Source organism: Pseudomonas sp. KH_046_1 (genome assembly GCF_057839025.1).
On sequence record NZ_CM174481.1, the window covers coordinates 5,422,957 to 5,449,903 of the forward strand.

The window sequence follows — 26,947 nt, forward strand, 5'->3', positions numbered from 1 at the left end:
AGGTTTGCGTCGAGCGGACTTGCGGCCATAATGACGGCCTTGAATTTCCCCGACTCTGAAGGATCGCCTGTGAGCCAGTCCCTGATCGCTGCCCTGCAAAACCCTGCCCTCTACCCGCATCCTGTAGAGGGATTCCAGGTCATCGAGACCCATATTTCCTGGGTACTGCTCACCGGCCCCTATGCCTATAAAGTGAAGAAACCGGTCAATTTCGGTTTTCTCGACTTCACCAGCCTTGAGGCTCGCGAACACTTTTGCGCTGAAGAACTGCGCCTGAACCAGCGCCTGACCGACGATTTGTACCTCGAAGTGCTGCCCGTCACCGGCAGCGTCGAGGCTCCGCAACTGGGCGGCGAAGGCCCGGCCATCGAATATGTACTGAAGATGCGCCAGTTCCCGCAAAACGGCTTGCTCAGCACCCTTCAAGCCAATGGCGAACTGACCACCGCGCACATCGACGAGATAGCCGAGCAAATCGCCCGCTTCCACCTCAGCGCACCGAAAGTACCGGCCGGGCACGAAGCCGGCACCCCTGACAGCGTCATGGCGCCGGTGCGGCAGAACTTCGAACAGATCCGTCCGTTCCTCAGCGACAAAGCCGACCTGTTGCAACTCGACGCCCTGCAAGCCTGGGCCGAAAGCAGCTTCGAGCGCCTCAAACCGCTGTTCGCCCAGCGCAAGGCCGAAGGTTTCATTCGTGAATGCCACGGGGATATCCACCTGGGCAACGCAACCGTGATCGACGGCAAGGTCGTGATCTTCGACTGCATCGAATTCAATGAACCTTTTCGCTTTACCGACGTTTATGCCGACACCGGCTTCCTGGCGATGGACCTGGAAGATCGCGGCCTGAAGTGCCTGGCGCGTCGCTTCATCAGCCAGTACCTGGAGCTGACCGGTGACTATCGCGGTCTCGAACTGCTGAACTTCTATAAAGCCTACCGCGCACTGGTCCGCGCCAAGGTTGCCCTGTTCAGCATGCCGGCCGACGCCACTGCGGTGCAGCGCGCCACGACCCTGCGCCAGTACCGCAACTACGCCAACCTGGCAGAAAGCTACAGCACCATTCCTTCGCGCTTCTTGGCTATTACTTGCGGCGTTTCCGCCGTCGGCAAGAGCCATGTCGCCATGCGCCTGGTCGAAGCCCTGGGCGCGATTCGCCTGCGTTCCGATGTCGAGCGCAAGCGCCTGTTCGGCGAGCAAACTGTCGAGAATGACTTACAGGCCGGCATCTATAGTGCCGACGCCAGCGCTGCGACCTATGCCCGCCTCCACGAAATCGCCGACGTCATTCTGCGTGCAGGCTTCCCGGTGGTGGTCGATGCCACTTACCTCAAGCGTGATCAGCGTGACAGTGCCGCAAAGGTGGCCGAGGCCACCGGTGCACCCTTCCTGATCCTCGACTGCAATGCGCCGCAGGCCGTGATCGAAAGTTGGCTGGCCATGCGCCAGGCAGACAAGAAAGACCCGTCCGACGCCACCCTGGCTGTTATCGCAGCGCAGCAAGCCAGCCGTGAAGCGCTGACACCCGCAGAAATCCTCTGCAGCAAGCGCGTCCAGACCAATGAAAGCGGGACGCTCGATACCGTTGTCGCGCAAATTCGTCAGCGCCTTCCGGGCCTGTAAGGAAGTTTTTCAGCCGTGAAGCCTCCGCTGGCTTCACGGCCGTCAAATAGTGGCACTATAATGGCGTCATAAAACCAACAGGTGATGCGACATGAGCCAGCCGAAACTTCTCGACACACCGCTTTATGCCCTGCTGCACAAAGACGACATCAGAGGCTTCAACAGTGAACGCCCCAAGGATGGCCACATCGACATGGCGGGTGGAGATTTCCGGGGGCTGGACCTGCGCGAGCTGAATGCCGACGGTGTGGATTTCAGCAACGCCTACTTCCGTTCCGCCGACTTGCGTGGCATCGATTTTCGCAAAGCGAACCTGGAAGGCGCGAGCCTGGCCCACGCGCAAATCTCCGGTACGTACTTTCCGGTGGAACTCAGCGCCGACGAAATCCTGATGTCGATGAACTTCGGCACGCGATTGCGTTATCGCACCCGCTGACCAACGTCGCTGACTGACACGTCCAGCGCCCTTGGTTGCGCCGGACTGTGGGGGATGCTCACCCGTAATTCCTGATTGTTCCCCGCCTCTTCCCACGGCGTTCGCGGATTTTTCACGCTCTGCCATTACTCGTTTCTTAGAAGCATTTGCGTCGAAAACGAGCAAACAATCACGCTTTTCCTACTGATGGCTACACTCCTCAGAAGATTGCCCACGCTCTCCATTCGGCCATCGCAAGGAGGCTTGATGAATGATGAACTGCAACACCTGAAGAATCTTGGCAAGACGTCAGCGCAATGGCTGCATGCCGTGGGCATCCATAGCGCTTCGGACTTGCGTCGCCTCGGGGCGGTGGATGCTTATCGGGCCGTGCGCACGCGCGGTTTTCGGGCGTCCAAGGTGTTGTTGTACGCAATTGAAGGCGCCCTGATGGACGTTCACTGGAACGACATTCCTGCCGAGCGCAAGGAAGCGCTGAACAAACAACTGGAAGCCATCTCTACACGACACAAGATTTGATCCGACAAATACTTCTGCAGCTTTGCAACCCGAAACCCAATGATTACGGGGCCTGCAAACGCAAATCCGGCAAATCGCAAAGAAATCAAAAAACAGCGGTTGACTTGGTAATGAGAATCGATATGATTATCACAACTGGTCGCGAGACTGGTCGATATTCTGAAAAGCCCTTGGTTCGGACTCTCGGATTATCTCCTCATCAGGCTAATCACGGTTATTTGACCCGGCTCTTGCCGGGTCTTTTTTTGCCTGTGGAAAAGTACTGACAGGGTCAGGCGCAGCGTCCTTCCAAGGATTCCACGGGCAAGTCCGCCATTTGATAGCATTCAACACTCAAGCTCGGACATATCCGGTCACGAGCCGCGGGACCGAGGACAGACATGAAGTTGCTTTGCGCAGGTGCCGAGCTGGTCAATGACAGCAGCCGCGGGTTCGACATCGATGGTCAAAAGTTTTTTGCAGTGCGCCGCAGTGGCCAGGTTTATGTGTACATCAATCGCTGCCCGCACCGGGGCGTTGCCCTGGAGTGGCATCCCGACCAGTTTCTCGACCCCAGCAACAGCCTGATCCAGTGCGCCACCCATGGCGCACTGTTCCTGATCGAAGACGGTGAATGCGTCGCCGGCCCTTGCGCGGGGCAAGCCTTGACCGGCGTGACCTGCCGCGAGGATGAACAGGGGATCTGGATCAGCCTTTAACCACCCGGTAACACGTCCAGACGCCGGTCGACCAACATTTCTTCGTGGCTCAACCGCACACCGTAAGCCAATACCTCGACCCCGCAGGCGATAGCCTCACGCAAGGCCTGTGCATAAGCCGGGTCGATTTCCTGCGCCGGGCGCACGGCCTCGATGTCGGTCAGGCAAACACAGTACAACTGCACCGCGCGAATACCGTCCCTGGCCAAGTGCGCCAGCTCCCGCAGATGCTTGGCGCCACGCTGGGTGACCGCATCGGGAAACGCCGCCACCGCCGTACCGTCGAAACCCAGGGTCACACTTTTGACTTCGACATAGGCAGGCCCTTCGGGGTAATCGAGGCGGAAATCGATACGACTGTTTTCCTGGCCATAAGCCACTTCGCGCTTGAGCCCGGTAAAACCGTTCAGTTCGGTAATGACGCCCGCCCGCAGCGCCTCCTCGATCAAACCGTTGGCGCGGGCGGTGTTAACGCAGAACAGCCGCCCTTGCGGGGTTTCACCGACCTCCCAGGTGCCAGGCAACTTGCGTTTCGGGTCGTTGGAGCGACTGAACCAGACTTGCCCGCCCTCGACCTGACAATTGAGCATCGAGCCTGTGTTCGGGCAGTGAATGGTCAGCAACTCGCCATCAACGGTTTCGATATCGGCGAGAAAACGCTTGTAACGTCGGATCAGGCGCCCTTCTTCGAGGGGAGGATGAAAACGCATCAGCCTTGCCAGCTCCGCAACCCACGGGCAATGCGCTCGACCGCCTCCTGCAGACGCTCGAGATTTTGCGTGTAGGCGAACCGCACATGATGCCCGGCCTGATAACGCCCGAAATCCAGCCCCGGGGTGAATGCCACATGTTCGGTTTCGAGAAAGTGTTTACAGAACGCGAAGGCATCGCCGCCGAACTTGCTGATATCGGCGTACAAGTAGAACGCCCCTTCCGGCTCCACGGCAATGCCGAAGCCCAATTCACGCAAGGCCGGCAGCAGGTAATCCCGACGCCGGCCAAATTCGGCGCGACGCTCCTCGAGAATGCTGATGGTTGCCGGCTCGAAACAGGCCAGTGCAGCGTGCTGCGCCATGCTTGGAGCACTGATATAGAGATTCTGGGCGAGCTTTTCCAGCTCACCGACGGCCGCGTCGGGGGCCACCAGCCATCCCAGCCGCCAACCGGTCATCCCGAAGTACTTCGAAAAACTGTTCAGAACGAATGCACTGTCGTCGACTTCCAGCACGCTGGCCGCATCGGTGCCGTAGGTCAGGCCGTGATAAATCTCGTCGACCACCAGATGACCGTGGCGCTCCTTGATCGCGACAGACAGCTTCGCCAGCTCGTCGCGGGTCAGGATCGTGCCGGTCGGATTGGCTGGCGACGCCACCAATGCGCCGACGCTATCGTGATCCCAATGACGCTCGATCAGGCCTGGTGTCAATTGATAACGCACATCCGGACCGACCGGCACCAATTGCGCCGCACCTTCGACCAGTCGCAGGAAGTGCCGGTTACACGGGTAGCCCGGGTCCGCCAGCAGCCAGTGCTTACCAGGATCGACCAGCAATGCGCTGGCCAGTAGCAACGCGCCGGACCCGCCAGGCGTGATGAGGATGCGCCGAGGGTCGATGCTCAAACCGTAACGCTGCTGATAAAAGCCCGAAATGGCCTCGCGCAGCTCCGGAATGCCGCGCGCGGCGGTGTAACGGGTCTTCCCCGCTGTCAGCGCAGCCTGGCCGGCCTGGATGATCGGCTCGGCGGTGGTGAAGTCCGGCTCGCCGATTTCCAGGTGGATCACATCGTGGCCGGCCGCCTGTAATTCATTGGCCCGCGCCAACAGCGCCATGACATGGAAAGGTTCGATCGCGCGACTGCGGGCACTGTAGGACTGAGCCATTGGCCTTCCTTCAACGGAAAAAAAACCGATTCTACCCAAGCGCAGGAACGAGCGAGAACCTAAAGCGGTCAGAGGCCTTGTAACCCCGATCACAAACGACTCGAGCGCGCGCGCAAGGTTTGACTAAAATCAATAATTGAGCAGGGTTCCAGAGCCACCAGACAACGGTTTGTCATCATTTGCAAGCACCATGTGCCGCGAGCTCGACATCCGGGAGTAGCGCGGCCCGAGTTGATCTGGTAAGTTCGCCCGCTTGCAGCCGCAGGGCCGGCAGGTGCCGGTGATGGAGCAATCCTGCGCAGATGGATTACAAGAGTAGAGGCGGTCTATTTCATGTCCACCCAAGCAAAGCAGCAAAACCAGGCGATCAGCGGCTTCGAGCCCTATGTTCAGAAAGCCGGCGAAGAGTACATGGGCGAGCCCATGCGCAAGCACTTCACCAAGGTCCTGAATCAGTGGAAGAAAGAGCTGATGGAAGGTGTCGACAAGACCGTGGACCACATGAAGGACGAAGCGGCCAACTTTCCTGATCCGGCAGACCGTGCCAGCCAGGAAGAGGAATTCGCCCTCGAACTGCGTGCCCGCGATCGTGAACGCAAGTTGATCAAGAAGATCGACAAGACACTTCAGCTGATCGAAGACGAAGAGTACGGCTGGTGTGAATCCTGCGGCATCGAGATTGGCGTCAAGCGCCTCGAAGCGCGTCCTACCGCCGACCTGTGCATCGACTGCAAGACCCTGGCGGAAATCAAGGAAAAGCAAGTCGGCAAATAATTGCGACTTGAACGAAGAACGGAGCGTGCGAACGCTCCGTTTTTGTTTCTGATGTTTTTTTGGCTTTAAATGCATTCATGACCGCCAACACCCCCTACATCGGGCGCTTCGCCCCCACCCCTAGCGGCCATCTGCACTTCGGCTCGCTGGTCGCCGCACTGGCCTCCTACCTTGACGCGCGCTCGGTGGGCGGACGCTGGCTGATGCGCATGGAAGACCTTGATCCACCCCGCGAGGAACCCGGCGCCCAGGTGGCCATTCTCAATGCACTGGAAAGCTATGGCTTCGAGTGGGATGGCAACCTGGTTCGCCAAAGCGAGCGGCACGATGCCTACGCCGAGGTGCTCAATCGCCTGTTCAATCAAGGCTTGGCCTACGCCTGCACCTGTTCGCGCAAACAGCTGGAGCCGTATCACGGGATTTATCCGGGGCTATGCCGCAATGCTGGCCATGGCACTGACGATGCGGCCATCCGCCTGCGCGTACCGGAACTGGAATACCATTTCATCGACCGGGTGCAGGGCCAATACCGCCAACATCTGGGGCGGGAAGTCGGCGACTTCGTGATCCGCCGCCGCGACGGGCTCTATGCCTATCAATTGGCCGTGGTCCTGGACGACGCCTGGCAGGGCATCACCGATATCGTTCGGGGTGCCGACCTGCTGGATTCCACGCCCCGCCAGCTCTACCTGCAAGAACTGCTAGGCCTGCCTCAACCGCGTTATTTGCATATCCCGCTGATTACCCAGCCTGATGGCAACAAACTCGGCAAATCCTACCGTTCGCCGCCGTTGACCGAGGATCAGGCAACGCCCCTGCTGCTGCGGGCGCTACGGGCGCTGGGACAGGACCCTGGAGCCGAACTGACGTACGCCACGCCACGGGAAGTGTTGAATTGGGGCATTGCCCACTGGGATGCCTCGTTGATCCCGCGCACACTGAGCCTGCCCGAGGCACAGCTATTGTGATCGCACTTGCAGTGGCGCGCCCATCCGTTACCATCGCCGCACGTTTTCGGGCACACGCATAAAAAAGAGAGGCCGGGATGTACATCTATCGCTTGGTCCTGCTTTTGGTAGTGGGGATTTACCTGTTTTCCCCGGCCATCATGGATTGGTGGATCGACGCCACTGGCGCCTGGTATCGCCCTTATCTGCTCTGGCTGATTCTGATCGTCGTGACCTTCATCCTGCAGAGCCAAAAAGATGCCGATGAGCTTTAGCCTGACCCAGATGATCCTGATCAGCGCCGCGTACCTGGCGGTGCTGTTCGGTGTGGCCTGGATCAGCGAACGGGGCATGATTCCCCGGGCGATCATTCGCCACCCGCTGACTTACACCCTGTCGCTGGGCGTCTACGCCAGCGCCTGGGCGTTTTACGGCACCGTGGGCCTGGCCTATCAGTACGGCTACGGTTTTTTGTCCAGCTACCTGGGTGTTTCCGGGGCATTTCTGTTGGCGCCGGTGCTGCTCTACCCGATCCTGAAGATCACCCGCACCTATCAACTGTCGTCGCTGGCGGACCTGTTTGCCTTCCGCTTCCGTAGTACCTGGGCCGGTGCGCTGACCACGATTTTCATGCTGGTCGGCGTACTGCCGCTGCTGGCCTTGCAGATTCAGGCGGTCGCCGACTCCATCAGTATCCTCACCCGAGAGCCGGTACAGCATCGCGTGGCCTTGAGCTTCTGCGCATTGATTACGCTGTTCACGATTTTCTTCGGCTCCCGCCACATCGCCACCCGCGAAAAGCATGAAGGCCTGGTGTTCGCGATTGCCTTCGAGTCGGTGATCAAGCTGATCGCCCTCGGCGGTGTCGGGCTGTATGCGCTTTACGGCGTGTTCGACGGCCCGCAACAGCTTGAACTGTGGCTGCTGCAAAACCAGACCGCGCTCGCCGCCCTGCACACGCCGTTGCAGGAAGGCCCGTGGCGTACGCTGCTGCTGGTGTTCTTCGCCTCGGCGATCGTGATGCCGCACATGTATCACATGACCTTTACCGAGAACCTCAACCCGCGCTCGCTGGTCAGCGCGAGCTGGGGCCTGCCGCTGTTCCTGTTGCTGATGAGCCTGGCGGTGCCGCTGATTCTCTGGGCCGGCCTGAAGCTCGGCGCCACCACCAACCCGGAATACTTCACCCTGGGCATCGGCATCGCCGCCAACAGCAAGGCTTTGGCGTTGCTGGCCTATGTCGGCGGGCTGTCCGCCGCCAGTGGCCTGATCATCGTCACCACGCTGGCGCTGTCCGGGATGGCCTTGAACCACCTGGTGCTGCCGCTGTATCAACCACCGGCCGAAGGCAACATCTACCGCTGGCTGAAGTGGACCCGCCGGGCGCTGATCGTCGCGATCATCATGGCCGGCTACGGCTTCTACCTGATGCTCGGTGCCGAGCAGGACCTGGCCAACCTCGGCATTGTCGCTTTCGTCGCCACGTTGCAGTTCCTGCCGGGCGTGCTCTCAGTCCTGTATTGGCCGACCGCCAACCGTCGCGGCTTCATCGCCGGCTTGCTGGCGGGGATCCTGGTGTGGCTGGTGACCATGCTGTTACCACTGGTCGGCAACCTGCAGGGCTTCTACATTCCGCTGCTGAACATGATCTACGTGCTGGACGACACCAGTTGGCACATGGCGGCGATTGCCTCGCTGGCAGCCAACGTGCTGATGTTCACCCTGATCTCGCTGTTCACCAACGCCAGCACCGAGGAGGCCAGCGCTGCCGAAGCCTGCGCCGTGGATAACGTGCGCCGTCCGCAACGCCGGGAACTGCACGCCGCCTCGCCCCAGGAATTCGCCACGCAACTGGCCAAGCCACTGGGTGCAAAAGCGGCGCAGAAAGAAGTGGAACAGGCACTGCGCGATCTCTATCTGCCTTTCGACGAACGCCGACCGTATGCCCTGCGCCGCTTGCGTGACCGCATCGAGGCCAACCTCTCCGGCCTGATGGGTCCGAGCGTGGCCCAGGACATGGTCGAGACGTTTCTGCCGTACAAGGCTGGCGGCGAAAACTACGTCACCGAAGACATTCACTTCATCGAAAGCCGCCTCGAGGACTACCACTCGCGCCTGACTGGCCTGGCCGCCGAACTTGATGCCCTGCGCCGCTATCACCGCCAGACCCTGCAGGAATTGCCAATGGGCGTTTGCTCGCTGGCCAAGGATCAGGAAATCCTCATGTGGAACAAGGCCATGGAGGAACTGACCGGCATCGCCGCGCAGCGCGTGGTCGGTTCGCGCCTGAGTACCATTGCCGACCCATGGAAAGAACTGCTGCAAGGCTTCATCAATCTGCCGGACGAGCACTTGCACAAACAGCACCTGGCCCTCGACGGCCAGACACGCTGGCTGAACCTGCACAAAGCGGCGATCGACGAACCCCTCGCGCCGGGCAACAGCGGCTTGGTGTTGCTGGTGGAAGACTTGACCGAAACCCAGATGCTCGAGGACAAACTGGTGCACTCCGAGCGTCTGGCCAGCATCGGTCGACTGGCGGCCGGCGTGGCCCATGAAATCGGCAACCCGATCACCGGTATCGCGTGCCTGGCGCAGAACCTGCGCGAAGAACGTGAAGAAGACGGCGAGCTGAAGGAAATCAGCGGCCAGATCCTCGAGCAGACCAAACGCGTGTCGCGCATCGTCCAGTCGCTGATGAGCTTTGCCCATGCCGGCAGCCATCAGCATAGCGACGAGCCCGTCTGTCTGGCCGAAGTGGCTCAGGATGCCATCGGCCTGCTGGCCCTGAACCGACGCAATTTCGAAGTGCAGTTCTACAACCTGTGCGACCCCGAACACTGGGTCGAAGGCGACCCGCAACGGCTGGCCCAGGTATTGATCAACCTGCTTTCAAACGCCCGTGACGCCTCGCCTCCCGGCAGCGCGGTACGGGTCAAGAGCGAAGCCGGCGAACACACGGTCGATCTGATCGTGGAAGACGAAGGCAGCGGTATTCCGTCGAGCATCATGGATCGATTGTTCGAACCTTTCTTCACCACCAAGGACCCTGGCGAAGGCACCGGTCTGGGCCTTGCACTGGTCTATTCCATCGTTGAAGAGCATTATGGACAAATCACCATCGACAGCCCGGCTGATGTTCAAAGCCAACGCGGCACCCGAATCAGGGTTACCTTGCCGCGTCATGTCGAAGCGACGTCCGCTGTGAACTGAGACCGTCGAGAGTATCGAATCAATGCCGCACATTTTGATCGTCGAAGACGAAACCATTATCCGCTCCGCCTTGCGCCGTCTGCTGGAACGTAACCAGTACCAGGTCAGCGAAGCCGGATCAGTGCAGGAAGCACAAGAACGCTTCACCATTCCCTCGTTCGACCTGATCATCAGTGACCTGCGCCTGCCGGGTGCTCCTGGCACGGAGTTGATCAAGCTCGCCCAGGGCACGCCGGTGCTGATCATGACCAGCTATGCCAGCCTGCGCTCGGCGGTCGACTCGATGAAAATGGGCGCGGTGGACTACATTGCCAAGCCATTCGACCATGACGAAATGCTGCAAGCGGCCGCACGAATCCTGCGCGACCGACAAACGGTACAAGCCGGCGGTGAAGCGGTTGCCGGCAAAGCCGCCAACGGTGCGGCGAAATCCGGTACCGACAACAGCAACGGTGAAATCGGCATTATCGGCTCGTGCCCACCGATGCAGGACCTGTACGGCAAGATCCGCAAAGTGGCACCGACCGACTCCAACGTTCTGATCCAGGGCGAATCGGGTACCGGTAAAGAACTGGTGGCGCGCGCCCTGCACAACCTGTCCAAACGCGCCAAGGCGCCGATGATTTCGGTGAACTGCGCGGCCATTCCGGAAAGCCTGATCGAGTCCGAACTGTTCGGCCACGAAAAAGGCGCATTCACCGGCGCCAGCGCCGGGCGCGCCGGCCTGGTGGAAGCGGCGGATGGCGGCACCTTGTTCCTCGACGAAATTGGCGAACTGCCACTGGAAGCCCAGGCTCGCCTACTGCGCGTATTGCAGGAAGGCGAAATTCGTCGCGTGGGCTCGGTGCAGTCGCAAAAAGTCGATGTGCGCCTGATCGCCGCGACTCACCGCGACCTCAAGAGCTTGGCGAAAATCGGCCAGTTCCGTGAAGACTTGTATTACCGCCTCCACGTTATCGCGCTGAAGCTGCCAGCCCTGCGCGAACGCGGTGCGGACGTCAACGAAATCGCCAACGCCTTCCTGGCGCGGCAAAGTGCGCGGATCAACCGCACCGACCTGAAATTCGCCGCGGATGCCGAGCAAGCCATTCGCCACTACTCCTGGCCGGGCAACGTTCGTGAACTGGAAAACGCCGTCGAGCGCGCCGTTATCCTGTGCGAAAGCCCGGAAATTTCCGCCGAGCTGCTGGGCATCGACATCGAACTGGGCGACCTGGAAGACGACGAGTTCATTGGCCTGCCGCCCCAACAGGGCAACGGCAACGCCAGTAACAGCAACCACGAACCGACCGAAGACCTCTCCCTGGAAGACTACTTCCAGCATTTCGTCCTCGAACATCAGGACCACATGACCGAAACCGAGTTGGCCCGCAAACTCGGGGTCAGCCGCAAATGCCTGTGGGAGCGCCGTCAGCGCCTTGGCATCCCGCGGCGCAAGACCGGGGTGGCCAGCGAAAGCTGAACCGTACCTGTCTCATGTGCGGGTAACACGTGACTTTCTGAAAAAACTGTTACCTCAGCTTTTTCACGTAACAGAAGCCGGGGCTTACGGTAACGAAGCCCCGGCTTTTTTTGGCCCTCGAAATGCCTGCCGACCGGCCTAACCCCTTGTTTTATTGGGTTTCGCAAAAGTTGGCACGCACCCTGCTATATGTTTGATACAAGAACAATAACAAGCAATGCACAAGACAATAAAAATAAGACGAATCGACTCACGCACAATAAAAACAAGACGGCGAGAGGCGCAGCTAACTGATTCTTTTGGAGAGGCGTTGTATTTGGGGCTTGCCCCACGACCAGGCCGAGAACAACAAAAAACTGTCTTAAGACAGAGCCTGTACTGGTTGGATCGAAAGATCACTGCAATTCAGCGACCAAAGCAATCCGTTTGCTCTTGGCTCCCGATTGGGAGGGTCATGAAGGAAAGCTTCATGGCGAGGGCACTCAACAAAAACAAGAAGCCCGAAACCAAAAATAAAAATAGAGCATGCAACTACTTCTTGGGGAGCTTCGGCTCCCCTTGTGGTTTCCGTGATTCGCAAATCCCCCGCAAATCGACTCGTTCCGGCCTTGAAGCCTGCGGCCTACAGCTCATATCTGCTGTGTCCTACACCATCCCCCGACTAAATGCTAGAATCCCCGCCCATCATGCGGTCATTCTTCTGTTATGGCCGAATATTCCTTCAAACAGTGCATCCCATGCTGAAGAAGCTGTTCCAGTCATTCCGTACTCCCAAGCGTCCTACGCAACACATTCGCAGCACGCCTGAAGTGCTCAACAGCGGCCAACACTCGCTGCAGAAGGCGCAATTCAGCCGCTACGCGGTGAATATCGTTGAACGCCTGCAGAACGCCGGTTATCAGGCTTATCTGGTGGGCGGTTGCGTGCGCGACATGCTGCTGGGTATCACACCGAAAGATTTCGACGTTGCCACCAGCGCCACACCCGAGCAGGTACGGGCCGAATTCCGTAACGCGCGAATCATCGGGCGCCGGTTCAAGCTGGTGCACATCCACTTCGGCCGCGAAATCATCGAAGTCGCGACCTTCCGCGCCAATCACCCGCAGAACGAAGACGAGGAAGACAGCAATCAGTCTTCGCGCAACGAAAGCGGGCGCATCTTGCGCGATAACGTCTATGGCACCCTGGAGGAAGACGCGCAACGTCGCGACTTCACCATCAATGCCCTGTATTACGATCCGGTCAGCGAACGCATCCTTGACTACGCCAACGGCGTACACGACATCCGCAACCACCTGATCCGCCTGATCGGCGATCCGACGCAACGTTACCAGGAAGACCCGGTACGGATGCTGCGGGCCGTGCGTTTCGCCGCCAAGTTGAACTTCGGCATCGAAAAACACAGTGCCCTGCCAATCCGCGGCCTGGCGCCGATGCTGCGCGAGATCCCGTCGGCCCGCCTGTTCGAAGAGGTGCTCAAGCTGTTCCTCTCCGGCCATGCCGCCGATACGTTTGAAATGCTGGTCGACCTGCAGTTGTTCGATCCACTGTTCCCGGCCAGCGCCGAAGCACTGGAATACAACCCGACGTACACCCACACCCTGATCAGCGAAGCCCTGATCAATACCGACCTGCGGATCAAGCAGAACAAACCGGTAACTCCGGCGTTCCTGTTTGCAGCCCTGCTCTGGCCTGCCCTGCCGGCCCGCGTCCTGCGCCTGCAGGAACGTGGCATGCCGCCGATTCCGGCGATGCAGGAAGCGGCGCACGAACTGATTGCCGAACAGTGCCAGCGCATCGCGATCCCTAAACGCTTCACCATGCCGATCCGTGAAATCTGGGACATGCAGGAACGCCTGCCCCGCCGCAGCGGCAAGCGTGCCGATCTGCTGCTGGACAATCCACGCTTCCGCGCCGGCTACGATTTCCTGTTGCTACGCGAAAGCGCCGGCGAGCAGACCGATGGCCTGGGCGAATGGTGGACGGACTATCAGGACGCCAACGAAAGCGAGCGTCGCGACATGATTCGCGACCTCAGCGGCAAGGAAGAAGGCACCGGCGCCCCGCGCAAGCGTCGCCGCAGCGGTGGTTCCAAGCGCAAACGCGCCGCCGGCGCTTCGAGCACCACGGGCGAGTAATCCATGGAACGCATCTACATCGGCATGGGCAGCAACCTGGCTGACCCCGCCGACCAATTGCGCAGCGCCGTCGAGGCGCTGGCGCAGTTGCCGCAAACGGAGCTGGTTGGGGTTTCTGCGTTTTATCAAAGCGACTCGCTGCTACCCGGACAACCGCGCTACACCAATGCGGTGGCCGCTCTCGACAGCACGCTGGCGCCGCTGGATTTGCTCGATGCCTTGCAGGCTATCGAAAACGGCCAGGGTCGTGAGCGCCTTGAGCGTTGGGGGCCGCGCACGCTGGACCTCGACATCTTGCTGTTCGGTGATCGACTGATCGACGAACCGCGCCTCAAGGTTCCCCATTACCACATGCAGGAACGGGCCTTCGTGCTGTATCCGCTGGCGGAACTGGCACCTGCGGATCTGCGCCTGGCCGATGGCCGGACCTTGGCCGAACTGCTCAAGGCATGCCCGTTCGTCGGCCTGGAACGCCTCCCCCAGATTTGACCAAGCCCCCTGTGGGAGCGAGCCTGCTCGCGAATGCGGTGTGTCATTGAGCATCAGTGTTGACTGGTACACCGCATTCGCGAGCAGGCTCGCTCCCACATTGGTTTTGCGTCGAGCGCGGCATCTGCTGCTGAATCGCATCAGTTACCCCGGTAACACCCCACCCGTAACAATGCGGTAACACACGCAATTGACTTCCCTCGTTCTCCTCACGACTATAGGCGTCCCGCTGCCGCCAACACGGCGTTCAAGGGCGCAATCCAGGCCTTAAAAGCACGACGAAAGAGCGTGCGCCTGTATTCAACGAAGAATCACGCGCGTTACTCGCAGTAGTTTCCACAGCGCCTGAATGAGGAACTTTTCATGCCAGCCATCACCCTGACCACCCTGCAAGGTCTGAAGCAAAAAGGTGAAAAGATCACCATGCTGACCTGCTACGACGCGACCTTCGCCCACGCCAGCAACCAGGCCGGCGTCGAAGTGCTGCTGGTGGGCGACTCCCTCGGCATGGTTTTGCAGGGCCACGACAGCACCTTGCCTGTCACCACCGCAGAAATGGCTTATCACGTGGCCGCCGTCAAACGCGGTAACAGCGATGCCCTGATCCTCGCCGACCTACCTTTCATGGCCTACGCCACCACCGAGCAAGCCATGACCAACAGCGCCCTGTTGATGCAGGCCGGCGCGCACATGGTCAAGGTCGAAGGAGCGTTGTGGCTGGCCGATTCGATCCGCCTGCTGGCCGAGCGCGGCATCCCTGTCTGCGCGCACATGGGCCTGACGCCGCAATCGGTGAACATCCTTGGCGGCTACAAGGTCCAGGGTCGCAATGAAAACCAGGCGCGGCAGATGCGTGCCGACGCGATTGCCCTGGAACAGGCTGGCGCGGCAATGCTGCTACTCGAGTGCGTCCCGAGCGAACTGGCGGAAGAAATCACCCAGGCGGTGAAGATTCCGGTGATTGGTATTGGCGCCGGCAATCGCACCGATGGCCAGGTGCTGGTTCTGCACGATATGCTGGGGCTGTCCATTACCGGGCGCGTGCCGAAATTCGTGAAAAACTTCATGACTGGCCAGACCAGCATTGAAGCTGCATTGAATGCCTACGTGACTGAAGTCAAAGCGGCAACTTTCCCTGGGATCGAACACGGATTTTCTGCATGAACACCGTAAAAACCGTACGCGAACTGCGGGCCGCCGTGGCCCGTGCCCGTGGCGAAGGCAAGCGCATCGCCTTTGTGCCAACCATGGGCAACCTGCACAGCGGCCACGTGGCGCTGGTGACCAAAGCCTCCCAACGGGCGGACTTCGTGGTTGCGAGCGTTTTCGTCAACCCGCTGCAATTCGGTGCTGGCGAAGACCTCGACAAGTACCCGCGCACCCTCGCCGCCGATCAGGAAAAGCTGCTCCAGGCCGGTTGCCATCTGCTGTTTGCCCCCACTGTTGAGGAGATGTATCCCGACGGCATGGCCGGCCAGACCCGCGTCAGTGTCCCGCAATTGTCCGAAGGCCTGTGCGGCGCCAGCCGTCCGGGTCACTTCGAAGGCGTGGCGACGGTGGTCAGCAAGCTGTTCAACATGGTCCAGCCGGACCTGGCGATTTTCGGCGAGAAAGACTTCCAGCAACTGGCGGTGATACGCGCACTGGTTCATGACCTGAACATGCCGATTCAGATCATCGGTGAGCCCACTGTTCGCGCAACCGATGGCCTGGCACTGTCGTCGCGCAACGGTTTTCTCAACGAAGAGCAACGTGCTGTGGCACCGGTGGTCTACCGCACGCTGAAAGCGATCGGCGAGGCGATCAAGCAGGGTGAACGCGACTACCCGGCGCTGATCGGCACGCAGATCAAACAGCTCGAAACAGCCGGCCTGCGTCCTGACTATCTGGAAATTCGCCATGCCCTGACCTTGCGCCCGGCGACGGCACAGGATCGTGACCTGGTGATTCTGGTGGCGGCGTTCCTCGGTACGACGCGGTTGATCGACAACCTGCACCTGAACCTCGACGCGCCCGTCTAGCCAACACAATTCCCCTGTGGGAGCGAGCCTGCTCGCGATAGCGGTTGTTCAGTCACAACAATTTTGACTGATACACCGCCATCGCGAGCAGGCTCGCTCCCACAAGGGGATCTGCGCCGGTTTCCAAGCCGTATTGCCGCCCACAACCCCTTCGGGCAAACTGCCCGCCGTTCGATTCCGACCTGGGAAATACTCATGCACGCCATCATGCTCAAAGCCAAGCTGCATCGCGCCGAAGTCACCCACGCTGTACTCGATTACGAAGGCTCCTGCGCCATCGACGGTGAATGGCTGGACCTGTCCGGCATCCGCGAGTACGAGCAGATCCAGATCTACAACGTCGACAACGGCGAGCGCTTCACCACCTACGCCATCCGTGGTGAAGAAGGTTCGCGCATGATCTCGGTCAACGGCGCCGCCGCGCACAAGGCCAAGGTTGGCGATCGCGTGATCATCTGCGCTTACGCTCATTACAGCGAAGCCGAACTGCTCAACTTCAAGCCGCGCATGCTCTACATGGCACCGGGCAATGAATTGAGCCACACCAGCAACGCCATTCCGGTCCAGGTCGCCTGATCCGAGTCCTGTCTCTTCCGTTTGTCGGACCGTTCCTAACTTTGGTGTTAAAAAAGTACCGGAAACAGGTCAGACAAAGTCAAGACAGATCATTGCGCGGGGTTTACTGTATCCGCCCTGCGCCATGAAATCGTGTCGACGCAGTTGACCGGGACGCCCACCCACAGCGCTCCGGGATTTTTAGTGTTCAAAAGGCCGTTCAAGTAATAAGGAAACCCGCAGCGATGGCGTATTACCGCACTCCTCACGACGTTACCGCTCTGCCTGCCTGGCAAGCGTTGAATGACCACCGCCAAGCCATGCAGGATTTCAGCATGCGCGAAGCCTTCAATGCCGATCCGCAGCGTTTTACTCAATTCACCCTCAGCAGCTGCGGCCTGTTTCTCGACTATTCGAAAAACCTGATCAACGCCGAGACCCGCAATCTGCTGGTGGGCCTGGCCAACGAAGTCGACCTCAAGGGCGCGATCAAGTCGCTGTTCGACGGCGAAATCGTCAACTCTTCCGAAGGCCGTCCGGCCCTGCACACGGCCCTGCGCCGCCCGGTTGGCGACAAGCTGTCGGTCAACGGCGTCAACGTGATGCCCGAAGTGCACAAGGTGCTGAACCAGATCACCGACCTCGTCGGCCGTATCCACGATGGTCTGTGGCGCGGTTACACCGAGAAGCCGATCACCGACGTGGTGAACATCGGCATCGGTGGCTCGTTCCTCGGCCCTGAGCTGGTGTCCGAAGCGCTGCTGTCCTACGCCCAGAAAGGCGTGCGCTGTCATTACCTGGCGAACATCGACGGCAGCGAGTTCCACGAACTGACCATGAAGCTGCGCGCCGAGACCACGCTGTTCATCGTCTCGTCGAAATCCTTCAACACCCTCGAAACCCTGAAGAACGCCCAGGCTGCCCGTGCCTGGTATCTGGCCCAGGGTGGTTCGGAAGCCGAGCTGTATCGCCACTTCATCGCGGTTTCGAGCAACAACGCCGCCGCGGTAGCGTTCGGCATCCGCGAAGAGAACATCTTCCCGATGTGGGACTGGGTCGGCGGGCGCTACTCGCTGTGGTCGGCCATCGGTTTGCCGATTGCCCTGGCCATCGGCATGTCCAACTTCAAGGAGTTGCTGTCCGGTGCCTACACCATGGACCAGCACTTCCAGAGCGCACCGTTCGAACAGAACATGCCAGTGCTGCTGGCCTTGCTCGGGGTGTGGTACGGCAACTTCTGGGGCGCGCAAAGCCACGCGATCCTGCCGTACGATCACTACCTGCGTAACATCACCAAGCACCTGCAACAGCTGGACATGGAATCCAACGGCAAGAGCGTGCGCCAGGACGGCAAGCCAGTGTCCACCGACACCGGGCCGGTGATCTGGGGCGGCGTTGGCTGCAACGGTCAACACGCCTACCACCAGTTGCTGCACCAGGGCACCCAACTGATCCCGGCCGACTTCATCGTGCCGATCGTCAGCTTCAACCCGGTGTCCGACCACCACCAGTGGCTGTACGCCAACTGTCTGTCGCAGAGCCAGGCGCTGATGCTCGGCAAGACCCTGCCTGAGGCTGAAGCCGAACTGCGCGACAAAGGCATGAGTGAAGCCGAGGTGCACAAACTCGCGCCGCACAAGGTGATCCCGGGCAACCGTCCGAGCAACACCCTGGTGGTCGAACGCATCAGCCCGCGTCGCCTCGGCGCTCTGGTGGCGATGTACGAACACAAAGTCTTCGTGCAAAGCGTGATCTGGGGCATCAATGCCTTCGACCAGTGGGGTGTGGAGCTGGGCAAAGAGCTGGGCAAAGGCGTCTACAACCGCCTGGTCGGCAGCGAAGAAACCCCGGCCGAGGACGCCTCGACCCAAGGGCTGATCAATTACTTCCGTGGTCGTCACCGCGGGTGATTTGAAGCCTGCCCACAGAGTGTGTATTGAGTACAAACTCTGTGGGCAACGAATATCCAATGTGGGAGCGGGCTTGCTCGCGAAGAGGCCGGTACATTCAACATCCTTGTTGACTGAACCACCGTCTTCGCGAGCAAGCCCGCTCCCACAGTTGTTTTGCATCTGACTTGAACCCATTGACCTCTCGGCGCATCTTAATCTTTGTCGCAAAACAAGAATAAGGAACCGTCATGTTCGATATCAGCACGTTCCCCAAAGCCGATGCCGTCCGCCGGGCTGCACAATTGAGTCAAGACGACTATCAGCGCATGTACCGCCAATCCGTCGAACACCCCAGCACCTTCTGGGCCGAACAGGCCACGCGTTTTCTCGACTGGAGCGCGCCTTGGGAAACCGTCCAGCGCTACAACCTGAAAACCGGTGAAGCCAGCTGGTTTGCCGGAGCGCAATTGAACGTCAGCTACAACTGCATCGATCGGCACCTGGAGAAACGTGGCGATCAGGTTGCCATCATCTGGGAAGGCGACGATCCTGCCGACTCGACATCGATCACCTACAAAAAACTGCATGAAAACGTCTGCCGCCTGGCCAATGTACTAAAAAGCCGTGGCGTGAAAAAAGGCGACCGCGTGTGCATCTACCTGCCGATGATTCCCGAGGCGGCCTACGCCATGCTGGCCTGTACCCGCATCGGCGCGGTGCACTCGGTGGTGTTCGGCGGCTTCTCCCCGGACTCGTTGCGTGACCGCATTCTCGACGCCGACTGCCGCACCGTGATTACCGCGGACGAAGGCGTGCGCGGCGGCAAGGTCGTGCCACTCAAGCAGAACGTCGACAAGGCGCTGCGAAGCTGCCCGGACGTGAGCACCGTGCTGGTGGTCGAACGCACCAAGGGGCAGGTGAACCGGGTCGAAGGACGGGACATCAAGTATCAGCAGGCCCTGAGCGAAGCCAGCGCCGATTGTCCGCCCGAGCCGATGGACGCCGAAGACCCGCTGTTCATCCTCTATACCTCCGGCAGCACCGGCAAACCCAAAGGCGTGCTGCACACCACCGGTGGCTACCTGCTGCAAGCAGCGATGACCTTCAAGTACGTGCTGGACTACCGCGATGGCGAAGTCTTCTGGTGCACCGCCGACGTCGGCTGGGTCACTGGCCACAGCTACATCGTCTACGGTCCGCTGGCCAACGGCGCGACCACGCTGATCTTCGAAGGTGTGCCGAGCTACCCGAGCACCTCGCGCTTCTGGCAGGTGATCGACAAGCACAAAGTGAACATTTTCTACACCGCCCCGACGGCCCTGCGCGCACTGATGCGCGAAGGCCCCGAACCGTTGAAGCAAACATCCCGCGCCAGCATCAGGCTACTCGGCACGGTCGGCGAGCCGATCAACCCGGAAGCCTGGGAATGGTATTTCCATGCAGTCGGCGAAGAGCGTTGCCCGATCGTCGATACTTGGTGGCAGACCGAAACCGGCGGCATCATGCTCAGCCCGCTGGTCAGTGCCCAGCGGATCAAGCCTGGTTGTGCGACACAACCGATGTTCGGCGTGCAACCGGTATTGCTCGACGAGCAAGGCAGGGAAATCAAAGGTGCCGGCAGCGGCGTACTGGCCATAAAGTCCAGCTGGCCGGCGCAGATCCGCAGCGTTTATCGCGACCCGCAACGCATGGTCGACACCTACTTCAAGCCCTACCCCGGCTACTACTTCACCGGTGACGGCGCGCGGCGCGATGAAGATGGCGACTACTGGATCACCGGGCGCATCGACGATGTGATCAACGTATCCGGCCACCGTATCGGCACCGCCGAAGTGGAAAGCGCCCTGGTGCTGCACCAGAGCATCGCCGAGGCCGCTGCGGTCGGTTACCCCCACGACATCAAGGGCCAGGGCATCTACGTCTTCGTCACGCCCATGAACGGCGCCGAAACCAACGATGAACTGAAGAAAGAATTGCTGGCCCTCGTCAGCCAGGAAATTGGCAGTTTCGCCAAACCGGACTTGATCCAGTGGGCCCCGGCCTTGCCGAAAACCCGCTCAGGCAAGATCATGCGGCGCATTCTGCGCAAGATCGCCTGCAACGAACTGGACAGCCTGGGTGATACTTCGACCCTGGCTGACCCGAGTGTGGTGCAGGGCCTGATCGACAAACGCCTGAACCAGTAACGGACTGCGCACTGTAGGAGCAGCCGGTCGACGCTCGATCGCTCGCGATGAACTCCGACGCGCCGCGTACATTCAGGAAACACGCGTAATCGTTAACGTCCATCGCGAGCAAGCTCGCTCCTACAGGTTCACCATGGAATTCATCCGCACCCGCATCGAAACCCAGATCATGAGCCTGACCGGTTTGTCCCTGGGCAAACTCGATCTGGAAAACCCCAAGGGCGACCCCGGCCTGTTCGGGCCGGACTCGGTGAGCTGGCAAGTCCATGGCGATTTCAGCAGCATGCTGATCGGTGGCATCAGTGCCCTGATGCTGCAAGCCCTGCATCCTCTGGCATTGGCCGGGGTCTGGGACCATTCGAATTTCCGTGAAGACATGCTCGGCCGCTTGCGTCGCACCGGGCAGTTCATCTCCGGCACCACCTTCGGTTCTCGACAGGATGCCGACTGGCTGATCGAAAAAGTCCGCACCATCCATTTGCAGATCACCGGCACGGCACCGGACGGACGCGCCTACGCCGCCAGCGACCCCGAATTGCTGACGTGGGTGCACGTAGCGGAAGTCAGCAACTTCCTCACCGCACATTTGCGCTATCGCAATCCGCACCTGTCGCAGGTCGATCAGGATCGCTATTACGCCGAAATTGCCTTGGTTGCCGAGCGCCTCGGGGCCCGGGATGTGCCCCGTTCGCGGCAGGAAATTGCCGACTACCTTGAGCGCATGCGTCCACATTTGCTGTGCGACGAACGCAGCCGAGAAGTCCTGCGCCTGTTGCTGAACGCCCCCTCCCCCAGCCGCCTGGCCAAGCCTTTCGGTGGTTTGATGATGCAGGCCGGGATCGATCTGCTGCCGGACTGGGCCAGCGATATGCTCGGTGTCAGCCAGAATCCGCTGCAACGCAAGCTGATCCGCGCCAGCGTCAATCGCAGTGCGCCGATGCTGCGCTGGGCGGTGCGTAATGGGTCGGTGCAGCGGGCTAAACGACGGATGGGGATTACTTAGAAAGAACAAAGATCAAAAGCTTCGCGAGCAAGTCGAGTCGTCGCACCGCCGATCCCACATTGGATCTATGTCGAACTCGAGTTTTATGTTCACAGAAAATCCGATGTGGGAGCGGCGGTGCGACGACTCGACTTGCTCGCGAAGGCAGCACCTCGGTCCCGTGCCAAAACTGTTAAACTCCCGCGCCCAATTCCCTCCTGCAAGGCGCCCAGCATGTCTTCCTTGAATCAGGCGCTGCGCGCCGCCCTCGAACGTCGCCAGGATCTGTTGGCGGAGTTGCACAGCCAGGGTACCGATTGCTATCGCCTGTTCCACGGCAGCCAGGAGGGCGCAGGGGGCCTGACCATCGACCGCTACGGCCCGCAATTGCTGGTGCAGAGTTTCCACCAGCCGCTGGAGCGCGAGACGCTGCTGCAACTGCACGAAGCGATCAATCAGCACCTGGGTTCTGACACCCTGCTGGTCTACAACGACCGCTCCCGTGGCAATTCGCGCATCGATCGCGAAGACATTGTCTACCGCGCCGACGAAGCCGCCCTGCAAAACCTGGTCGGCCACGAATGGGGCCTGAACTATCGGGTACGGGGTCGCCATGCCGGACAAGACCCGCTGCTGTTCCTCGACCTGCGCAACACCCGCGGCTGGGTCAAGGATCACAGCAAGAACAAAAGCGTACTGAACCTGTTCGCCTACACCTGTGGTGTCGGCCTCAGTGCCGCCGCCGGTGGTGCGCGCGAGGTGTGCAACCTGGACTTCGCCGAAGGCAATCTCGCGGTCGGTCGGGAGAACGGCCAACTCAACCCGCAGTTGCCGACCATGGAATTTATCCAGTCCGACTACTTCCCGGCCATTCGCCAACTGGCCGGCCTGCCGATCAGCCAGCGCCGCGGGCAAAAACTGCCGAGCTATCCGCGCCTGGAACAGCGCCAGTACGATCTGGTACTGCTCGATCCACCGGCCTGGGCCAAGAGCGCATTCGGCACCGTCGACCTGCTGCGCGACTACCAGAGCCTGCTCAAACCGGCCCTGCTGACCACCGCCGACAACGGCGTGCTGATCTGCTGCAACAACCTGGCGAAAGTCAGCATGGACGACTGGCGCGAGCAGGTTTTGCGTTGCGCAGAGAAGGCCGGGCGGCCGGTGCGTGAGTGGAGCGTGATGAAACCGGGCGCCGACTTCCCGTCGATGGATCAGCAACCACCGCTGAAAACCCTGATTCTGCAGCTCTGACCGCTGTGGGAGAAATCTGAAACTTCCTGATCAGTCCAATCACTTGGGAACCGGAAACGCGTGCCATACTCCAAGGCACTCCGATCCAGACAGATGAAGCCGCACATGTACAAAGGATTGATTCGCGCCATCGGCGCCTTGTTGACTGCTCTGGCCCTCTACAGCTTGCTGGGTTTTCTGATTTTACCGGGTGTCGCGCTGCGCGTTGCCAACCAGCAACTGGCCAACTACGCCACCACACCCGCCACGATCCAGCGGATCGAATTCAATCCGTTCAGCCTTGAACTGACCCTTTGGGGCTTGAACATCGGCGAGCCCGGTAAGGAGCAGGTCGGTTTCGAACGCCTGTATGCCAATCTGCAACTCGACAGCCTGTGGACCAAGGCGGTGCACCTGTCCGATGTCGAACTGGACAAGCCCAAGACCGAAATCCTGTTCAGCAAGGATGGCAAACTCAATCTGCTGGGGCTGTTCAAACTGCCAGCGAACGAACCCACACCCGCCGACCCGGATGCCAAGCCGTTTCCGCTGCGCATCGAGCGAATCAAACTGGCGGGCGGCGCCGTGCACTTTGAAGATGCCCGGCCCAGCGAGCCCATCGAGTTTGTCTACGACACACTCGATTTCGAGCTGAAGAACCTCAGCACCCTGCCCGATGACAGTGCCGACATGACCTTGGTGGCCGTCGGCCCCAATGGCGGACAGATCGACTGGACCGGCAACTTCAGCCTGATCCCGATCGCTTCCGAAGGTAAGCTGAAAATCACTGATGGCAAGATGAAAGCCTTTTGGCCCTATGTGCGCGACGCCGTGCCACTGGACCTCGAAAACGGCGTCATGAGCATCAGTACCGACTACAAATTCAGCCTGGCCAAGGAAACCGAGCTGCTGCTGAGCAATGTAGCGGTCAACATTGCACCCTTCGCGATCAAGGCCCCGGATGGCCGGCCGCTGGTGAGGCTCGAGCGCCTGGACGTCAGCGAAACCACCGTGGACCTGGCCAAACAGCAAGTGGTGGTCGGCAAGATCCGCAGCCACAAACTGGAAACCTGGGCCACGCTGGAATCGGACGGCCAACTCGACTGGCAGAAACTGTTCGCCAGCCAACCGTCAAAACCCGCTGCCAAAGCCAAGGCGGATGCCGAACCGGCCAGCATTCCGGCGGCGGCGGACTCACCGAAACCTGAACCGGCCGCGTCAGACAAACCCTGGCAGGTGTTGCTCAAGGATGTGCAGTTGCGCGATTACCAGGTGCATCTGGCTGACCGCAAGGCACAGCCTGCCGTCGCCCTGGATCTGGCTCCGCTGAACCTCGACCTGCAAAACTTCGACAGCCTCAACGGTTCCCCCTTTACCCTCAAGCTCGATACCGGCGTGGGCAAGCAAGGCAGGATCATGGCCGACGGCGAGGTCAACCTGGCCCCGGTCAGCGCCAGGCTGAAGGTACAGACCAAGGACATCGACCTGCGGGTTGCCCAGTCCTACATCACGCCGTTCATTCGCCTGGAACTGCGCAGCGGCATGCTCGGCAGCGATCTGGCGGTCGACCTGAAAAGCACTGAGCCTCTGGCGTTCAACGTTACAGGCCGCGCCCAGGTCGATCAGTTGCATACCCTGGACACCCTGAAAACCCGCGACTTCCTCAAGTGGCAACAGGTCGTGGTCGAAGGCCTGAACTATCAGCATGGGGACAGCCTGTCGATCGACAAGATCAACCTGTTCCAGCCCTATGCGCGCTTCATGATCAACGATGATCGCACCACCAACATCGATGACCTGCTGATTCCGCAACCGGTGGACTCCGGGGCAAAACCGGCGGCGAGCAAACCGGCCAGCAACGAAAAACCGCTGGGCATCCACATCGGCGGCATTTTCATCAATGACGGTTCGGCCAACTTCGCCGACTTCAGCCTGACCCCGAACTTCGCCACCGCCATCCAGCAACTCAATGGGCAGATCGGCACCATCGACAGCCGCCAGCCGAAACCGGCCGGTGTCGACGTCAAGGGCAAGGTCGATCGCTACGCGCCGGTGACCATCAAGGGCTCGGTCAATCCGTTCGACCCGATGGCCAGTCTCGACATCGCCACCAGCTTCAAACGCGTGGAGCTGACCACGCTGACGCCCTACTCCGGCAAGTTCGCCGGCTATCGTATCCGCAAGGGCCGGCTCAATCTCGACCTGCACTACCAGATCACCAAGGGTCAGCTCAAAGCTGAAAACAAAGTGGTGGTCGAACAACTGCAACTGGGTGAAAAAGTCGACAGCCCGGATGCCGTGAGCTTACCGCTGAAACTGGCGATTGCCTTGCTCAAGGACGTCGACGGTAAGATCTCCATCGAACTGCCGGTCAGCGGCGACCTGAACAACCCTCAGTTCAGCGTCATGCCGATTATCTGGCAGACCCTGCGCAACCTGATCGTCAAAACCGCGGCAGCACCGTTCAAACTCATTGGCGGGCTGGTCAACGGTGGCGGCTCGGAAGACCTGGGCAGCGTTTCATTCGCAGCCGGTTCCAGTGAATTGGGCAAGGAAGCCGAAGGTGCCCTGGACAAACTGTCCAAGGCACTCAAGGAACGCCCGGCCCTGCGCCTGGAAATCGAAGGCACCGCCGCCCAGAGCAGCGATGGCCCGCTGATCGCCGAACAACGCCTGGAGCGTGAGTACCAGTACAACTACTACAAAATGCTCCAGCGCCGCGGTGACAAGGTCCCGGCCCAGGCTTCGTTGCTGGAAGTGCCGGACGGGGAAAAAGGCCCGCTGCTCGAAGGTATCTACCGCACCCGCCTGAAAATCCAGCCCCCTGCCGAATGGAAGGACCTGGGCAAGGAAGAACGCACCGCGAAAATGCGTGCCGAGGTTATCAAGTTCTGGAGTTCCAGCGACGTGCTGTTGCGTCAACTGGGCCAGGAACGCGCCAGCAGCATCAAGGATTACCTGGTCGACAAGGCCCAGCTGGAAGATGACCGGGTGTATTTCATCGACGCCAATCTGGGCGAGGCGCAAAGTGACGGCCGCGTGGTGACCCCGATGCATCTGGATGCCGAGTGATGATGCGGCGGCAGCTGACTGGCCTGATCCTGGCGCTCTCCGCCAGTCAGGCCGGGGCGGCCGATACCCTGCGCTGTGGCAGCCAGTTGATCAGCGTCGGCGATCGCTCGAGTGAGGTTTTGCAGAAATGCGGTGAACCGGTCAGTCGCGACCTGCTGGGTTACAAACGCAGTGCAGATCGACGCGAAGAGTTTCAGGTCGAGGAATGGACCTACGGACCGAATGGCGGGATGTATCAATACTTGCGGTTCGAAGGTAATCGGCTGAAACAGATCACCAGCAAACGCGGCAATTGATTAGCACTATCCAGTGTGGGAGCGGGCTTGCTCCCACATTGGTTTTTCAGCGCTGCATATAGAGCAGGCCCCGGCAAAAATGCGCGGGGTCTGTGGTGGCCAACATTCGTTTGGCTCCGGTCCAGGCGAGAAGTCTTGCCTTACTCGGCTTTGAGGCCGTCAGCGGAGACCGCCTTGACGCCTTTGATCTTCTTGGCGATGGCCACAGCCATTTCTTTTTGCGAATCGGTCACGGCGGTGGTCGACGACAGCGATACCACGCCTTTGTTGGTTTCAACCTTGATGTCGGTACCTGGAATGCCTTTTTCGGTCATCAGGTCAGCTTTGACTTTGGTGGTGATCCAGGTATCGGAAGTAGCTTCTTTCGCTTCGGTCATTTCACCGGCAGCCAGCACCATTGGCGACTGGGTTGCCTGGGTGGTTTGAGCAAACGCGGCGTTGACCATGGTCAGGGTCAGCGCGGTAGCAGCAGCGGCAGTGATAGCGAACTTCTTCATACGAGTAACTCCTGTTTTTCGGAAAGTCTGCC

The 26,947-nt window shown here is 60.1% G+C and carries 23 protein-coding genes; 20 read left to right on the forward strand and 3 right to left on the reverse strand.

Annotated elements, in window-relative coordinates:
* Positions 1–69: 69 nt before the first annotated feature.
* The 4 genes from AC3IT9_RS24810 (at position 70) to AC3IT9_RS24825 (ending at position 3,279) form a co-directional block, all read left to right on the forward strand.
* Entirely contained in the window at positions 70–1,626 is a 1,557-nt protein-coding gene (locus AC3IT9_RS24810) for a bifunctional aminoglycoside phosphotransferase/ATP-binding protein (RefSeq protein WP_489271235.1), read from the forward strand.
* 91 nt (positions 1,627–1,717) lie between these two features.
* On the forward strand, positions 1,718–2,062 hold the full coding sequence (locus AC3IT9_RS24815; RefSeq protein ID WP_150727080.1) for a pentapeptide repeat-containing protein: 345 nt from the start codon (positions 1,718–1,720) through the stop codon (positions 2,060–2,062).
* A gap of 246 nt (positions 2,063–2,308) precedes the next feature.
* The gene (locus tag AC3IT9_RS24820) at positions 2,309–2,581 is read left to right on the forward strand and encodes a TfoX/Sxy family protein (protein WP_108216473.1); all 273 of its coding nucleotides are present in this window, start codon (positions 2,309–2,311) and stop codon (positions 2,579–2,581) included.
* A 380-nt stretch (positions 2,582–2,961) separates the two neighbouring features.
* Positions 2,962–3,279 (forward strand): Rieske (2Fe-2S) protein, encoded by a 318-nt coding sequence (locus AC3IT9_RS24825; RefSeq protein WP_489271236.1) that lies wholly within the window; start codon positions 2,962–2,964, stop codon positions 3,277–3,279.
* Here the strand turns inward: AC3IT9_RS24825 and sfsA are convergent.
* Together sfsA and AC3IT9_RS24835 are read right to left on the reverse strand one after the other, a co-directional pair.
* Positions 3,276–3,989 carry a DNA/RNA nuclease SfsA gene (gene sfsA, locus AC3IT9_RS24830; RefSeq protein WP_150757719.1) on the reverse strand — a complete coding sequence of 238 codons (714 nt, stop codon included), beginning with the start codon at positions 3,987–3,989 and terminating at the stop codon, positions 3,276–3,278. The genes AC3IT9_RS24825 and sfsA overlap by 4 nt on opposite strands.
* Positions 3,989–5,161, reverse strand: coding sequence for a pyridoxal phosphate-dependent aminotransferase (locus AC3IT9_RS24835; protein ID WP_489271237.1), 1,173 nt, complete (start codon positions 5,159–5,161; stop codon positions 3,989–3,991). The genes sfsA and AC3IT9_RS24835 overlap by 1 nt, the downstream gene beginning before the upstream one ends.
* A 333-nt stretch (positions 5,162–5,494) precedes the next feature.
* Here AC3IT9_RS24835 and dksA point away from each other — a divergent pair, with 333 nt between their 5' ends.
* The 16 genes from dksA to AC3IT9_RS24915 all read left to right on the forward strand — a co-directional run bounded on the left by dksA (position 5,495) and on the right by AC3IT9_RS24915 (position 26,418).
* Positions 5,495–5,935 (forward strand): RNA polymerase-binding protein DksA, encoded by a 441-nt coding sequence (dksA, locus tag AC3IT9_RS24840; RefSeq protein ID WP_007971100.1) that lies wholly within the window; start codon positions 5,495–5,497, stop codon positions 5,933–5,935.
* A 77-nt stretch (positions 5,936–6,012) separates the two neighbouring features.
* Entirely contained in the window at positions 6,013–6,903 is an 891-nt protein-coding gene (gene gluQRS / locus AC3IT9_RS24845) for a tRNA glutamyl-Q(34) synthetase GluQRS (protein ID WP_489271238.1), read from the forward strand.
* A 77-nt stretch (positions 6,904–6,980) separates the two neighbouring features.
* Positions 6,981–7,157 carry a hypothetical protein gene (locus AC3IT9_RS24850; protein WP_003176118.1) on the forward strand — a complete coding sequence of 59 codons (177 nt, stop codon included), beginning with the start codon at positions 6,981–6,983 and terminating at the stop codon, positions 7,155–7,157.
* Positions 7,141–10,095: a sensor histidine kinase gene (locus tag AC3IT9_RS24855; RefSeq protein WP_191624914.1), complete on the forward strand. Its 2,955-nt coding sequence runs from the start codon at positions 7,141–7,143 to the stop codon at positions 10,093–10,095. The genes AC3IT9_RS24850 and AC3IT9_RS24855 overlap by 17 nt, the downstream gene beginning before the upstream one ends.
* Positions 10,096–10,117: 22 nt before the next feature.
* A complete protein-coding gene (locus AC3IT9_RS24860) occupies positions 10,118–11,557 on the forward strand; it encodes a sigma-54-dependent transcriptional regulator (protein WP_150754948.1) in 1,440 nt (479 codons plus the stop codon).
* Between the two features lie 737 nt (positions 11,558–12,294).
* Entirely contained in the window at positions 12,295–13,695 is a 1,401-nt protein-coding gene (locus AC3IT9_RS24865; RefSeq protein WP_191624915.1) for a polynucleotide adenylyltransferase PcnB, read from the forward strand.
* 3 nt (positions 13,696–13,698) lie between these two features.
* A complete protein-coding gene (folK, locus tag AC3IT9_RS24870) occupies positions 13,699–14,184 on the forward strand; it encodes a 2-amino-4-hydroxy-6-hydroxymethyldihydropteridine diphosphokinase (protein ID WP_489271239.1) in 486 nt (161 codons plus the stop codon).
* A 363-nt stretch (positions 14,185–14,547) separates the two neighbouring features.
* On the forward strand, positions 14,548–15,348 hold the full coding sequence (gene panB / locus AC3IT9_RS24875) for a 3-methyl-2-oxobutanoate hydroxymethyltransferase (RefSeq protein ID WP_150754950.1): 801 nt from the start codon (positions 14,548–14,550) through the stop codon (positions 15,346–15,348).
* Positions 15,345–16,205, forward strand: coding sequence for a pantoate--beta-alanine ligase (gene panC / locus AC3IT9_RS24880; RefSeq protein WP_489271241.1), 861 nt, complete (start codon positions 15,345–15,347; stop codon positions 16,203–16,205). Before panB ends, panC begins: the two co-directional genes overlap by 4 nt.
* A gap of 195 nt (positions 16,206–16,400) precedes the next feature.
* On the forward strand, positions 16,401–16,781 hold the full coding sequence (panD, locus tag AC3IT9_RS24885; RefSeq protein WP_003228271.1) for an aspartate 1-decarboxylase: 381 nt from the start codon (positions 16,401–16,403) through the stop codon (positions 16,779–16,781).
* Positions 16,782–17,005: 224 nt separating this feature from the next.
* On the forward strand, positions 17,006–18,670 hold the full coding sequence (gene pgi, locus AC3IT9_RS24890; RefSeq protein WP_150727067.1) for a glucose-6-phosphate isomerase: 1,665 nt from the start codon (positions 17,006–17,008) through the stop codon (positions 18,668–18,670).
* Positions 18,671–18,900: 230 nt separating this feature from the next.
* Positions 18,901–20,838 carry an acetate--CoA ligase gene (gene acs / locus AC3IT9_RS24895; protein ID WP_489271243.1) on the forward strand — a complete coding sequence of 646 codons (1,938 nt, stop codon included), beginning with the start codon at positions 18,901–18,903 and terminating at the stop codon, positions 20,836–20,838.
* 133 nt (positions 20,839–20,971) lie between these two features.
* Positions 20,972–21,841 (forward strand): oxygenase MpaB family protein, encoded by an 870-nt coding sequence (locus AC3IT9_RS24900; protein ID WP_150754953.1) that lies wholly within the window; start codon positions 20,972–20,974, stop codon positions 21,839–21,841.
* 213 nt (positions 21,842–22,054) lie between these two features.
* Positions 22,055–23,071, forward strand: coding sequence for a class I SAM-dependent rRNA methyltransferase (locus AC3IT9_RS24905; RefSeq protein ID WP_489271244.1), 1,017 nt, complete (start codon positions 22,055–22,057; stop codon positions 23,069–23,071).
* Positions 23,072–23,164: 93 nt separating this feature from the next.
* Complete coding sequence (locus AC3IT9_RS24910; protein WP_489271245.1) at positions 23,165–26,122, forward strand: DUF748 domain-containing protein; 2,958 nt, start codon at positions 23,165–23,167, stop codon at positions 26,120–26,122.
* Positions 26,122–26,418: a DUF2845 domain-containing protein gene (locus AC3IT9_RS24915; protein WP_150727061.1), complete on the forward strand. Its 297-nt coding sequence runs from the start codon at positions 26,122–26,124 to the stop codon at positions 26,416–26,418. The genes AC3IT9_RS24910 and AC3IT9_RS24915 overlap by 1 nt, the downstream gene beginning before the upstream one ends.
* Positions 26,419–26,558: 140 nt before the next feature.
* Here AC3IT9_RS24915 and AC3IT9_RS24920 read toward each other — a convergent pair whose 3' ends face one another.
* On the reverse strand, positions 26,559–26,915 hold the full coding sequence (locus AC3IT9_RS24920) for a BON domain-containing protein (RefSeq protein ID WP_489271246.1): 357 nt from the start codon (positions 26,913–26,915) through the stop codon (positions 26,559–26,561).
* Positions 26,916–26,947 lie beyond the last annotated feature (32 nt).